The following is a 13404-nucleotide window of genomic DNA, read 5'->3' as shown; positions in this document are numbered from 1 at the left end:
TCTTTTGTTTTAAATATGCGTTCTAGTTTGGGTTTTCGGGGCTGCGCAGCAGCCCCAGTCTGCCAACGGTGCATATCAGAAGTTGTAAGTCAGCCGGGTGAAGTAGTAACCCCCGGTAAAACCATAAGGCGAATAGGCCCCATACCCCTTGGTCATGGTCTTGCTGCTGGGGTTCTGCCGCTCGGGGTAAACATCAAACAGGTTCTGTGCTCCCACCGCCAGGTTGAGGTCTTTGCTCAGCTGGTACCCCACGTCGATATCGGTGATCCAGCGCGCCTTGTATTCACGGTCGAGGCTGCGGTCAGTCGCCGAGTTCACTTCACGCCATGAACCATAGCGGGTCAGGGTTAGGTTGCTGGTCCAGCGGTCGCGCTGCCAGTTGGCGCCCAGAATCAACTTGGTGTGCGGCTGCACCTCGGTCAGGAAGTTGCGCGCCTGGCGGTCCATCAGGCTGTAGTCCGTGCCCTGGATATTGACGTTCTCCTTGTAGCTCAGGATCTGCGTCTGGTTCCAGTTGAAGGCGGCGGTCCATTTCAGTTGCCCCCAGTTGCCCAGGTTCTGGTCGAAATTGCCCACCAGGTCCAGGCCCTTGGTGCGGGTATTGGCGCCGTTGGTGAAATAGCGCCCGCCAGAGGTGGAATCGATACCGTTGTCCAGCAGCGTCTGGGTCACTTCGTCGCCCAGCAGGGTACCGGTGAGGGTGATGCGGTCGCGCACGTTGATCACGTAAGCATCTGCGGTGAACGACAGCTGCGGTGCAGGCTGGTAGGTCAGGCCCAGGCTGTAGTTGGTCGAGCGCTCGGGCTTGAGTGCGGTGGCGCCCAATGCCTTGGCTGCCGCCGAGTCCACAGGCAGTACGCCGTAGTTGATCGATTGGTACACGCCATTGACCACACCGTAGGTGGTCGAGCGGGCGCTGAACAGGCTGTTGGCCAGCGACGGTGCGCGAAAGCCGTTGCTGACCGTGGCGCGCACGGCCAGCGCGGGGGTGAAGTCATAGCGGGTGGTCAGTTTGCCGCTGCGGGTGGCGCCCACCCCGCGGTTGTAGTGTTCGTAGCGCAGCGCGCTGCCCAGGTACCACTGCGGCAGCGGGTTGAAGCCGACGTCGATGTAGCTGGCCACGCTGTTGCGGCTGGTGCTGGTGGCTTCTTCCGGTGAGATACCGTTGGTGACCTGTGCACCGGAGGCTGCGCAGTCCCCGGGCGCACGGCAGTAGCCGCCGTTGGCCCACGAGGCCCAGTCGCCATCGCGCACCTGGTAGGTGTCACGGCGGTGCTCCAGGCCCCAGGACAGGTCAAGCGGCTTGCCCAGGCCAATGTCGAAGCTGCGCTGCAGGTCCAGGTTGCTGGTCAGCTGTGTGGCGACCCAGGTGCCCGATTCGAAATGGTTGGGCGTGGCCTCGCCCAGCGAGGCGTTCTGGTTGTGCGTGGTGCCTTGCAGCGCCTCGTTGCGCCCGTAGGTGCTGGACAGGTCCCAGGCCCATTCCCCGACATTGCCCTTGGCGCCGAAGGCGCCCTGCACATCCTCTTCCTCGATGTACCAGGTGGGTGTGTAACCGCTGGGGTAACCGTTAGGCCCGGTGGTGATGGTGTTGGTGATGGTCGGCAGGCGGAAGTTCTGCCCCTGCTCGGCCTTGCGGTGTGAATAGGTGGTGAACGAATACAGGGCCAGGTCGTCGCTTAGCGGCAGCTCGGCGTTGTAGCCCAAGGTCAGCAGGTTGATCTTCGGTGTGCCGTAGCCGCCGTAGGTTGACTTGCCAGCCTTGTCGAAGGCTTCGGCATAGCTGTAGCCGTTAGCACTGGCCTTGTTGTCGTCGTTCTGGCTGCGCGCATCCAGGGCCAGCTGCACGATGCCGCTGTCGCCGATCTCGAAGCCCTTGTTCAAGCCTTGCTGCACGGTCTGCTTTTTGCCGTCGTAACCCTGGCCTGCGTTGGTCACCGAGGTGCCGGAAGCGTCGGCCTTGAGGATCACGTTGATCACCCCGGCGATGGCGTCGGAGCCGTACTGGGCGGCTGCGCCATCGCGCAGCACCTCGACGTGGTCGATGAGGCTGATGGGGATCAGGTCGAGGTCGGTGGGCGCTGCGCCCGCATGGATGCCGCTGATGTTCAGGGTGGCGCTGGTATGGCGGCGTTTGCCGTTCACCAGCACCAGCACCTGGGCCGCATTTAACCCGCGCAAGCTGGGCGCACGGGCCATGCCGCTGGCGTCCCAGCCGGTTTTCTCCGGCAGGGTGAAAGACGGCACGCTGGCACTGAGGGCTTCCATCAGGCCGGGTTTACCGGTTTGCTGCAGCTGCTTGGCGCTGATCACATCGATCGGCACCGGGCTTGTGGTGACCGTACGTTTTTCCGAGCCGCGGTTACCTGTGACGATCACGGTGCCCAGCTGTGCCGGGTCGTTGGCCTGGGCAGTGGTTTCGGCAAATGCAGCAGGCGTGGCCAGGCCGGTGGTGCCAAGGGCCATGGTCAGCAGTGCGGGTTGCAGGCGCGGGCTGGGCAGTTTCAGGGCGTGAAGCATGTTCGCTCTCCATGAGCGCTGTTGAACAGCGGGTGCACAGGGGCCGCCCGCCGGGTGGTCCCGGCAGGCAAGCAATAGGGGTGGGTTAGCGGCGTTTCAGGGCGCTTTTGCAGCGACCGCTTCGATTTCGACCAGGGCGCCCGGCAGGGGCAGGGCCACCACTTGCAAGGCGGTGCGGGTTGGCTTTCTCGGTTGCTCGGCAGTGGCGAAAAACTCGGTGTAGGCGGCTTGCAGCCCGGCAAAATCCAGCTTGCCCTCAGTGGCCGGGTCGCCTACCAGAAACACCCTCAGCTGTACTACGTCACCCAGGCCCAGACCCTGGCTTTGCAGCGCAGCCTGGATCTTGTTCAGCACTGAGCGGGTCTGGGTTTCGGTGTTGCCATAGGCGGCAATGGTCTGTGGTGGTGCCTTGGGGTCGGCAACGTCGGGCAAGGTGCCGCTGACGAAGGTCAGCGAGGTGCCGGCGGGTACGGTGACCAGTTGCGAAATGGGGAACTTCGAGCCTGGCGGGTCGACACGCTTGATGGTGTCGGCCTGGGCGGTCAGTGCGGACAGTGACATGAAGGCTCCAAGCAGCAGGGCAGTTGTGTTCATCAAAGGGCTTCCTTGTTCAGGCGGCGACGCCGCGTTGCTGTTGCAGGGCGTGCCGGGCGATCTGCCCGACCACATGGCGGGCCGAGTCCGCAGCACTGTTCTGCCAGATACCCACCCCGCCATGGGCCAGTGCATCGCTGGCCAGCCAGGTGCGGCCTTGGGGCTGGTTGAGGTGCGAATAACCGGGCTCGGCAAGCACGTCATGGACAATCCACGGGCTTTCGCTGAACGGTACCTTGGACCAGTTGACCGCCACCCCACGCTGCAACTTGCCGGCGTGGCCCGGGTGCAGCGACTCCACGGCCTGGCGCGACGCTGCCAGTTGCTGCTCTGTCGAGCGCGTGGCAAATGTGCGCGCCACTTCGCCGGTGTTGTAGGTGCCCACCAGGATGCCCTGGGCACTGTTCAGGTGATCGCTGGGGTACCACAGCAGCCGCGCTTCGTGGTTGATATAGGAGAGCCCGCCATAGATCTGGAACTCGCTTTCCCAAAACCGGGGTGCCTGCCAGGCCACCTTGTTGGCCAGGTCCGGCTTGGCCTGGGCGATGGCCGCCTGGGTGGTTTTGCCAAAGTTGTGGTCAACCCGGGCCAGCAGTGGCAGGGGGATGGTGACGATGGCGTAGTCGGCGGTTTCCACTTGGGACTTGCCGCTGCGCCGGTCACGCCAAGTAACCTGGCTACCGTTGTCTCCGGTGCGGATCGCCTGCACTTGGGCATGCAGTTGCACCTTGTCCTGCACCTTGGCGTACAGGGCCTTGGCAATCTGGTCCATGCCGCCGACCGGCTGGAACATGGTGGCGGAAAACTCCGGGATCTCGTCGAACACCAGCGGCAGCATCAGGTTAGGGTTGAGCAGCTGCTTGAGTGCCACTGGCTGGCGCTGGATCGGTGTCTGGTCGCCCGCCCCGGCGAAGCGGGTGTAGCCGGCGCGAACCGAGCCCTTGTAATGACGCTGCTCGTCGAGGTCACCGTATACCTTGAGAAAATCCAGCAAGGCCTTCTGATCGCCCGTGTCCAGCTCCTTGTCCAGCGCTTTGCCGCTGATGCTGCGCGACAGCAGTTCGCTGAGGTGTCCACGGGTGTCATTCACCGCCTGGCGCAGCAGTAACGGTGGCTGCGCAAGGTCCGGTTGGGCGAGGGCGTTGCGGCTGCTGTTGACCAGCACTTCCAGCGGCACGCCCAGCTCGCGGCAGTAGCCGAGGATGGTCAGGTGATGGCTGGGCAGGCGTGCGGGCCCTGCATTGAAATAGTGGCCGTTGTCGAACCGCACCTGCTGGCGGCTTCCGTCATTGTGCAGGACCTCGTCACCGTTGCGCAGCGTCCAGGCGCGGCCGCCGATTCGCTCGCGGGCTTCCAGCACACGCACGTCAAAACCGGCTTTGCCAAGTTCATAGGCTGCCACCAGGCCGCTGATGCCAGCCCCCACCACCAGCACGCGCTTGCCGTTGCCGGACGTGGTCGGCAGGCCCAGCGGCTGGAAGGTGCTGGCCGTGGCTGCTGCGGGCAACAGGCCCAGCGCGGACAGGCTGCCAAGCGCGGCGCCGTAGCTGCCAGCGGCCATCAGGTGGGCAATAAGGTCTCTACGGGTCAAGCCCATGGTGTGTTCTCCTTGCAAGTGGAAAGTGAGTCCGTTCAGCGCGGCGCTACAGCTCGTAGCGCACACTCAGCAGCACGGTGCGTGGGTCGTTGACCGAGTAGTAGGCGGTGCGGCTGGCGGCCGAGTAGGCGATGCTTTGCGGGTAGGCGCGGTCGAGCAGGTTCTTGACCGACAAGGTGGTGGTCCAGTGGCCGTCCGCGCTGGCATAGCTGGTGCTGGCATTCCAGAAGCCCTGGGCAGGTACTTCGTAGATGTCGGCGTTCAGCGGGTTGGCGTAGGAGCGGGTCTGGTACTGGTAGTCAGTGTTGGCCACCAGCTCACCCGGCAGGTTGACGGGCAGCGTCCAGTTCAGGCCAAGGCTGGCGTTCCATTGCGGTGCAAAGATCATTTCCTTGCCGTCGGCACTCACGCCTGGGCCACTGGCGTTCTGGAAGTCGTCGTACTGGCTTTTCAGGTAGCCCAGGTTGGCGGTCAGGCGCAGGTCGCGCGCCAGCAGCACGGTGTTTTCCAGTTCCACGCCGTAGGTGTGGGCACTGCCTACGTTGGTGCGCAGGTTGGCGCTGATGGCTGGGTCCCAGGCATTGGTCTGCAGGTCGTCGTAGTCGTTATAGAAGAAGGCGATGTTGCTGCGCAGGCGGCCATCGGCAAAGTCGCCCTTGAAGCCCACCTCATAGGTGGTGACGTTTTCCGGCTCAAAGCCCTGCTCGGCAGCGGCGCGGGTTGGCGCGCGGTTGTCGAAGCCGCCGGCCTTGAAGCCCCGGGCCACATAGCCGTACTGCACCAGGTTGTCGCTCCAGGCGTACTCCAGGCCGATCTTGGGGCTGAGTGATGCCCAGGAGTCGCTGGTTTCGGCAGCGAAGTTGGTGCCAGTAATTGCTCTGTCGGTGGTGATGGCGTAGTTGGTGTAATCGAAGTGCTTGTGCTCGTGGGTAAAGCGCAGGCCGGTGGTCAGCGACAGGCGTGGGGTGAGCTTGTAATTGCTCTGCCCGTACAACGCGTAGCTTTCGGTATCGGTGGTGCTGTATTGGCCGCTGGCGTTGACCCGGTTCTGCGCCACCGAAAAGGTCAGGCTGTCGCGCTCGGCGCGGAAGCGCTCCTTGTACAGGTACACGCCGAGGGTGTAGCTGAACCTGTCGTATTCGCCGTTGAGCTGGAATTCCTGGGTGGCGTAGCGCTGCTTGTAGGTGATCAGGTTGTTCTGGATCGGTGACGCGGTGCCGCTGTTGGCCTGGCCGGAGTTGTCGTAGTCCACCGGCTGGTCGAATTCCGACCAGGCCGTGACCGACTTGAAATTCAGGTGGTCATCGATGCTGTAGATCGCGCGCAGCACCGCGCTGCCCTGATCCAGCTGGTTCTTGGGGTCGAGGCTGCTGTAGGTCTTGAATTTGTCGAAATGGCCGTTGGCCGGGTTGAAGGGCGTATAGCTGGTGGTATCGCCACGGTCGAAGGTGCCGGCCAGGGTCAGTTGCACGTCCCAGGGCGAATCCTGCGGGGCCAGGCGCAGCTTGCCGCGGTAGGACTGGATGTCGATGTTGTTGACATCCTTGTCACGGGTGCGGTTGTACACGGTGCCGTCGCGGGTCAGGCGGATCGCTGAAAAGCTGCCGAACAGGGTGTTGTCCACCAATGGCCCGCTGACCAGCAGGCGCCCGTTCTGTGCATTGAAGTTGCCGGCACCCAGCTCGACGAAGGCGCGGGCCTGCTGGGTCGGGTCGCGGGTGATTACCCGTATCGCGCCGGCTGCACTGTTGCGCCCGTACAGGGTGCCTTGTGGGCCGCGCAGCACCTCAACGCGCTCCACGTCGTTGAAGTCCAGCATCGAAGAAATCGCCCGCGGGATGTACAGATCGTCGGCGTAGACCGCAACAGCCGCTTCCTGGATCGGGTCGGTCTCGCCAATGCCGCGTATGCCGTAGGTTTGTGCGCTGTAGGAAATGGATTGGCGGTTAAGCGTCAGGTTGGGCACCCGGCCAGACAGGTCGCGGATGTTGTTGATCTGCGCGTCCTGCAGGGTGCGCTCGTCGAAGGCGCTGATCGCCAGCGGGGTTTTCTGCAGGTTTTCTTCCCGGTGCTCCGCCGTGACGGTGACGGTTGGCAGCTTGTCGCCAGGCTTTTCGACAGGCTCGGCGAAGGCTGTGGGCGTGAACAGGGCGAACGCAACGGCGGCGGACAGGTGATGGCGAACAGGGTAGGGCAAGGGCTTCATGCTGCAGCTTCCAGATAACCAGCATCGAATGGGATTTCGGATACCTGGATACCGGAGCCGGGTGAGGTGACCTGAGGCTGAAGGAGGTATTAGGTTCCTTTGCCTCCGCCAGTCAGGGGTCGGTCTGGTGAGAACATATCTCTATGAAAAACGCTTTTGAAATACTTTTTCAACCTAAGCTAATATTCTCAAAAATGATTAAATCAAATTTGTAAAATCGAAAAAATGCATTTTTTGTGATGCCTGGGCGGGTGTTCTCCTTACGCCTGGTAGATCTTCGTCAGCAACCGCAACAACTGCCCGCGTTCCTCATCATCCAGCGCCGAGGTCGCCTCGCGGTCGCTGTCATGGGCAATTTGCTTCAGTTCCTTCAACAGCGCTTCACCCGCTTTGCTCAGAAAAATCCCATAAGAGCGCTTGTCGGGCTTGCACCGCACGCGCACGGCCAGGGCTCGTTCCTCCAGCTTGTTCAGCAGGGGCACCACCTGCGGTGGCTCGATCGCCAGCGACCGCGCCAGGTCCGCCTGCATCAACCCAGGGTTCTGCTCGATCACCGCCAGCGCCGAGAACTGCGCCGGGCGCAGGTCGTGTGCCGAGAGCCGGCCAATAAGGTTCTGAAACAGCTTCAATTGGGCGCGGCGCAGGGCGTAACCGATCAAGTCTTCAAGCACTCCATCCGCAGCTGCAGCGGGCATGGAAGCGGTTTCGGTAGTGCGGGCAGACCTTGCCATGGGGGTACAGGCTCCTGGCTCATGGATAAGAAAGTTACCCAGTCTGCCTGCCTTGGCGTAATCCGGCTAGAGGAGTGTCTGGGAAATCACCGTCCAACAGGCAGTGCAGGAAAGATAATTTTCATAATAGTTAATTGACATAACTAATTAGCTCGCTTAGCTTGGTGTTCACCACCTCGAACAACAAGAGTGCAGAACCATGAGCAAATACGAAGGCCGCTGGGCTACCGTGAAGGTCGAACTGGAGTCGGGCATTGCCTGGGTCACCCTCAACCGCCCGGAAAAGCGCAATGCCATGAGCCCCACGCTGAACCGGGAAATGGTCGACGTGCTGGAAACCCTGGAGCAGGACAGCGACGCCGGGGTGCTGGTGCTGACTGGGGCAGGTGAGTCGTGGACCGCAGGCATGGACCTGAAGGAATACTTCCGTGAAGTGGACGCCGGCCCGGAAATCCTCCAGGAAAAAATCCGCCGCGAAGCCTCGCAATGGCAATGGAAGCTGTTGCGCATGTACGCCAAGCCGACTATCGCCATGGTCAACGGCTGGTGCTTTGGCGGCGGCTTCAGCCCGCTGGTGGCCTGCGACCTGGCCATCTGTGCCGACGAGGCCACCTTTGGCCTGTCGGAAATCAACTGGGGCATCCCGCCGGGCAACCTGGTCAGCAAAGCCATGGCCGATACCGTTGGCCACCGCCAGTCGCTGTACTACATCATGACCGGCAAGACGTTCGGCGGGCCTAAAGCCGCCGAGATGGGGCTGGTTAACGAAAGCGTGCCGCTGGCGCAATTGCGCGACGTCACCCGCGAACTGGCGCTCAACCTGCTGGAAAAGAACCCGGTGGTGCTGCGTGCGGCCAAGCACGGCTTCAAGCGCTGCCGCGAACTGACCTGGGAGCAGAACGAAGACTACCTGTACGCCAAGCTTGACCAGTCCCGCCTGCTGGACACCGAAGGCGGGCGCGAGCAGGGCATGAAGCAGTTCCTGGACGACAAGAGCATCAAGCCAGGCCTGCAGGCCTACAAGCGCTGAGTTCAAGCGGGCTGGGCCATTACCGGTCACAGCCTGCAGATATTCCCGACAAGTACAAAAAGAGGAATAAGCATGTTGCAGGTGCCTTTGCTGATCGGCGGGCGGGCGTGCCCCGCCAGTGACGGACGTACTTTCGAACGCTGCAATCCGGTCACCGGCGAAGGGGTGTCGCAAGCCGCCGCCGCCACGCTGGCCGATGCTGATGCGGCGGTAGCCGCTGCCAGTGCTGCGTTCCCGGCCTGGGCCGCCTTGGCGCCCGGCGAGCGCCGCAGCCGGTTGTTGGCCGGTGCAGACTTGCTCCAGGCGCGGGCAAACGAGTTCATCGCGCTGGCGGGTGAAACCGGGGCCATGGCCAACTGGTATGGCTTCAACGTGAAACTGGCCGCCAACATGCTGCGCGAAGCTGCAGCCATGACCACGCAGATAACCGGCGAAGTCATCCCATCGGATGTACCCGGCAGTTTCGCCATGGCCTTGCGCGCACCCTGTGGCGTGGTGCTGGGCATCGCGCCCTGGAACGCGCCGGTCATCCTTGCCACCCGGGCCATCGCCATGCCGCTGGCGTGCGGCAACACGGTGGTGCTCAAGGCATCGGAGCTGAGCCCGGCAGTGCATCGGCTGATCGGCCAGGTGTTGCACGATGCAGGCCTGGGTGACGGCGTTGTCAACGTGATCAGCAATGCCCCGCAAGACGCCCCGGCCATCGTCGAACGGCTGATCGCCAACCCGGCCGTGCGCCGCGTGAACTTCACCGGTTCTACCCACGTCGGGCGCATTGTCGGTGAGCTGGCCGCTCGGCACCTCAAGCCAGCCTTGCTGGAGCTGGGCGGCAAAGCCCCGTTGCTGGTACTGGACGACGCCGACCTGGACGCCACAGTCGAAGCCGCGGCGTTTGGTGCCTACTTCAACCAAGGGCAGATCTGCATGTCCACGGAGCGGCTGGTGGTGGACAGTCGCATCGCCGATGCCTTCGTCGAGAAGCTGGCGGCGAAGGTGACCGGGCTGCGCGCCGGCGACCCGCAGGCCAGTACGTCAGTGCTCGGCTCACTGGTCAGCGGTGCGGCTGGTGAGCGCATCAAGGCCTTGATCGACGATGCCGTGGCCAAGGGCGCACGCTTGGTATGCGGCGGCCAGCTGCAGGGCAGCATCCTGCAGCCGACCCTGCTCGATCACGTCGACAACAGCATGCGCCTGTACCGCGAGGAGTCCTTCGGGCCGGTGGCGGTGGTGTTGCGCGGTGAGGGTGACGAGGCCCTGCTGAAGCTGGCCAACGACTCCGAGTTCGGCCTGTCGTCAGCCATCTTCAGCCGCGACACCAGCCGTGCGCTGGCCTTGGCCCAGCGGGTGGAGTCGGGCATTTGCCACATCAATGGCCCGACCGTGCACGACGAGGCGCAGATGCCGTTTGGCGGGGTCAAGTCGAGTGGCTACGGCAGTTTCGGCAGCCGCACGGCCATCGACCAGTTCACCCAGCTGCGCTGGGTCACCCTGCAGCATGGCCCGCGGCATTATCCCATCTGAGCAACACGCGATTGGCCGCCACCGGCAGCGCCGGGCGGCGGCAGGATGTACAACAAGAACAAGGAGCAACCTGCGTGAATACCGAAGCCCGCTTACGGTCGTCCGACCCTGGCCAATGCACGCCCTACCGGCAGGTGTCCATCGGGCACCCTCAGGTGCAGGTCAGTGAAGCCGACGGCATCCTGCGCATGCAGCCGGTCGAGCCGCTGGCGCCGCTGCCTGCGCGCTTGCTCGACCGGCTGCTGCACTGGGCGCAGATGCGCCCCGATACAGTTTTTATTGCCGCGCGTGAGCCTGACGGCGCCTGGCGCGAGATCACCTATGCGCAAATGCTCAGCCAGGTGCGCACCATCGCCACCCACCTGCTGGGCTTTGGCCTGAGCGCCGAGCGGCCGTTGGCGCTGTTTTCCGGCAATGACATCGAGCATCTGCAGATTGCGCTGGGCGCCATGTATGCCGGCATCCCGTATTGCCCGGTGTCGCCGGCCTATGCGCTGCTGTCGCAGGACTTTGCCAAGCTGCGGCATGTGTGCCAGGTGTTGACCCCCGGTCTGGTTTTCACCACCGATACTCAGCCGTTTTTGCGCGCCTTCGATGCCGTGCTTGATGCGTCGGTACCCGTGGTCAGCATGCGCGGCGAAGCGCCGGGGCGTGGGCACTTGAGCTTCGACAGCCTGCTGCAACCGTGCGACACCGCTGCTGGCGATGCAGCGTTTGCCGCCACCGGGCCCGACACCATCGCCAAGTTCCTCTTCACGTCGGGCTCCACCAAACTGCCCAAGGCAGTGATCACCACCCAGCGCATGCTCTGCGCCAATCAGCAGATGTTGCTGCAGACCTTTCCGGTGTTTGCTGAAGAGCCGCCGGTGCTGGTGGACTGGCTACCCTGGAACCACACCTTTGGCGGCAGCCACAACCTTGGCATCGTACTGTACAACGGTGGCAGTTTTTACCTGGACGCGGGCAAACCCACCCCGCAAGGCTTCGGCGAAACCTTGCGCAACCTGCGCGAAATCTCGCCAACAGCCTACCTGACCGTACCCAAGGGCTGGGAAGAGCTGGCCAAGGCACTGGAACAGGACGCCCAGTTGCGTGACGTGTTCTTCGCCCGCATCAAGCTGTTCTTCTTCGCCGCCGCGGGCCTGTCGCAAAGCGTATGGGACCGCCTGGACCGCATCGCCGAGCAGCACTGTGGCGAGCGCATCCGCATGATGGCTGGCCTGGGCATGACCGAAGCGGCGCCGTCCTGCACCTTCACCACCGGGCCGTTATCGATGGCCGGTTATGTGGGGCTGCCGGCGCCGGGTTGCGAAGTGAAGCTGGTACCCCAGGCCGACAAGCTGGAGGCGCGCTTCCGTGGCCCGCACATCATGCCGGGGTACTGGCGTTCGCCGCAGCAAACCGCCGAAGCCTTTGACGAGGAGGGCTTCTACTGCTCTGGCGATGCGCTGAAACTGGCCGACCTGCAGCAGCCCGAGCAGGGGCTGATGTTCGATGGCCGTATCGCCGAGGACTTCAAGTTATCGTCCGGGGTATTCGTCAGTGTCGGCCCGCTGCGTAACCGAGCGGTACTGGAAGGCTCGCCCTATGTGCAGGACATCGTGGTAACCGCGCCGGACCGCGAGTGCCTGGGGTTGCTGGTGTTCCCGCGTTTGCCCGAGTGCCGGGCACTTGCTGGCCTGGCGGCCGATGCCAGTGATGCCGAGGTGCTGGGCTGCGAAACGGTACGCCACTGGTTTGCCGCGTGGCTGGCGCGCCTGAACCGTGACGCCCAGGGCAACGCCAGCCGCATCGAGTGGCTGGCGCTGCTCGAAGAGCCGCCGTCGATCGACGCGGGCGAAATCACCGACAAGGGTTCGATCAACCAGCGTGCGGTGCTGCAGCGGCGGGCCGTGCAGGTAGATGCGTTGTACCGCGGTGAAGGCCCGACCCAGCTGCACGCACAGGGTCGGTCATGAGCAGTGCCGGCCTGTGTACAGCGTTCGATGACGCAGCCATTGTGGGCATGGTGCGTACCCCCTGGGTAGACCTGGGCGGCGCACTGTCCGCTGTGTCGCCCATCGACCTGGGGATCAAGGCCGGGCGTGCGGTGCTGGCTCGGGCAGGTATTGCCCCGCAGGCGGTGGACAGCGTGCTCGCCGGCAGCATGGCCCAGGCCAGTTTCGATGCCTACTTCCTGCCGCGCCATGTGGGCTTGTACTGCGGCGTGCCTCAGGCCGTCCCGGCGCTGGCGGTGCAACGTATCTGCGGCACCGGCCTTGAACTGTTGCGCCAGGCCGGCGAGCAGCTGCGCAGTGGCGCCCAGCAGGTGCTGTGCGTGGGCGCCGAGTCGATGTCGCGCAACCCGGTTGCGGCCTACGAACATCGAAACGGTTTTCGGCTGGGTGCGCCGGTCGGCTTCAAGGACTTCCTCTGGGAAGCGCTGTACGACCCCGCTGCCGGGGTGGATATGATCGGTACTGCTGACAACCTGGCGCGTGAGTACGGCTTGCACCGTGAATGCGTGGATGCCTGGGCCTTGCGCAGCCACCAGCGCGCCTTGCGCGCCCAGCAGCAGGGCTGGTTCGATGAGGAGATCGTCGGTGTCACGGCTGAGGCATTCGATATTGAAGGCTGCTTGCCACGCGGGATCGAGCTGCCCCGTGGGGTAAGCGAAATCAGCCGGGACAGCCACCCACGCACGACGGATGCTGCAGCGTTGGCCCGGCTGCGTGCGGTGCACCGTGACGGCGTACAAACGGCGGGCAACAGTTGTGCAGTAGTCGATGGCGCTGCCGCAGCTGTGGTGGCGCGCTACTCAGCCTGTACCCGGCTGCCGTTGGCGCGCTTGCTGATGGCCACGGCGGTTGGTGTGTCGCCGCACACCATGGGCATCGGGCCTGCCCCAGCCATCGCGCTGCTGCTGGAACGCAGCGGCCTGCGCCTGGCGCAGATCGGCCGTTTCGAAATCAACGAGGCCCAGGCTGCCCAGGTGCTGGCCGTGGCCCGGGCGCTGCAGCTCGATGTGGAAAAGCTCAACGTTCATGGTGGTGCCATCGCCCTGGGCCACCCTTTGGCCGCCACCGGCCTGCGGCTGGTGCACACCCTGGCTCGGCAACTGCGCCGGGACGGCCTGCGCTACGGGATCGCAGCCGCCTGCATCGGTGGCGGCCAAGGCATGGCGCTGCTGATCGAAAACCCCCAATTCACGGCTTGAACGCGAGGT

General features: G+C 63.9%; 9 protein-coding genes. 4 read left to right on the top strand and 5 right to left on the bottom strand.

The window, feature by feature from the left end; all coding sequences use genetic code 11:
- Nucleotides 1-75: 75 nt before the first annotated feature.
- From LU684_RS15430 to LU684_RS15410, 5 genes are all read right to left on the bottom strand, one after another.
- A complete protein-coding gene (locus LU684_RS15430; RefSeq protein ID WP_016487707.1) occupies nucleotides 76-2520 on the bottom strand; it encodes a TonB-dependent receptor plug domain-containing protein in 2445 nt (814 codons plus the stop codon).
- Nucleotides 2521-2616: 96 nt separating this feature from the next.
- Nucleotides 2617-3114 carry a RidA family protein gene (locus LU684_RS15425; RefSeq protein WP_016487706.1) on the bottom strand — a complete coding sequence of 166 codons (498 nt, stop codon included), beginning with the start codon at nucleotides 3112-3114 and terminating at the stop codon, nucleotides 2617-2619.
- A 16-nt stretch (nucleotides 3115-3130) separates the two neighbouring features.
- The gene (locus LU684_RS15420; protein ID WP_232894801.1) at nucleotides 3131-4711 is read right to left on the bottom strand and encodes a flavin monoamine oxidase family protein; all 1581 of its coding nucleotides are present in this window, start codon (nucleotides 4709-4711) and stop codon (nucleotides 3131-3133) included.
- Nucleotides 4712-4757: 46 nt separating this feature from the next.
- Nucleotides 4758-6917 carry a TonB-dependent receptor gene (locus LU684_RS15415; protein WP_060517253.1) on the bottom strand — a complete coding sequence of 720 codons (2160 nt, stop codon included), beginning with the start codon at nucleotides 6915-6917 and terminating at the stop codon, nucleotides 4758-4760.
- 260 nt (nucleotides 6918-7177) lie between these two features.
- On the bottom strand, nucleotides 7178-7648 hold the full coding sequence (locus LU684_RS15410) for a MarR family winged helix-turn-helix transcriptional regulator (RefSeq protein WP_023049344.1): 471 nt from the start codon (nucleotides 7646-7648) through the stop codon (nucleotides 7178-7180).
- A gap of 199 nt (nucleotides 7649-7847) precedes the next feature.
- Between LU684_RS15410 and LU684_RS15405 the strand changes: the two genes are divergently transcribed.
- The 4 genes from LU684_RS15405 (at nucleotide 7848) to LU684_RS15390 (ending at nucleotide 13395) form a co-directional block, all read left to right on the top strand.
- Complete coding sequence (locus LU684_RS15405; RefSeq protein ID WP_016487703.1) at nucleotides 7848-8678, top strand: p-hydroxycinnamoyl CoA hydratase/lyase; 831 nt, start codon at nucleotides 7848-7850, stop codon at nucleotides 8676-8678.
- Between the two features lie 72 nt (nucleotides 8679-8750).
- A complete protein-coding gene (locus LU684_RS15400) occupies nucleotides 8751-10199 on the top strand; it encodes an aldehyde dehydrogenase (RefSeq protein WP_016487702.1) in 1449 nt (482 codons plus the stop codon).
- Between the two features lie 74 nt (nucleotides 10200-10273).
- Nucleotides 10274-12157 (top strand): feruloyl-CoA synthase, encoded by a 1884-nt coding sequence (locus LU684_RS15395; protein WP_016487701.1) that lies wholly within the window; start codon nucleotides 10274-10276, stop codon nucleotides 12155-12157.
- Nucleotides 12154-13395 (top strand): thiolase family protein, encoded by a 1242-nt coding sequence (locus LU684_RS15390; RefSeq protein WP_232894800.1) that lies wholly within the window; start codon nucleotides 12154-12156, stop codon nucleotides 13393-13395. Before LU684_RS15395 ends, LU684_RS15390 begins: the two co-directional genes overlap by 4 nt.
- Nucleotides 13396-13404: the final 9 nt, after the last annotated feature.

This window comes from Pseudomonas sp. NMI542_15 (genome assembly GCF_021283425.1).
GTDB lineage: Bacteria > Pseudomonadota > Gammaproteobacteria > Pseudomonadales > Pseudomonadaceae > Aquipseudomonas > Aquipseudomonas fortuita.
The sequence above is the reverse complement of the archived record's forward strand: the minus strand, read 5'-3'. Positions and strand labels throughout refer to the sequence as shown.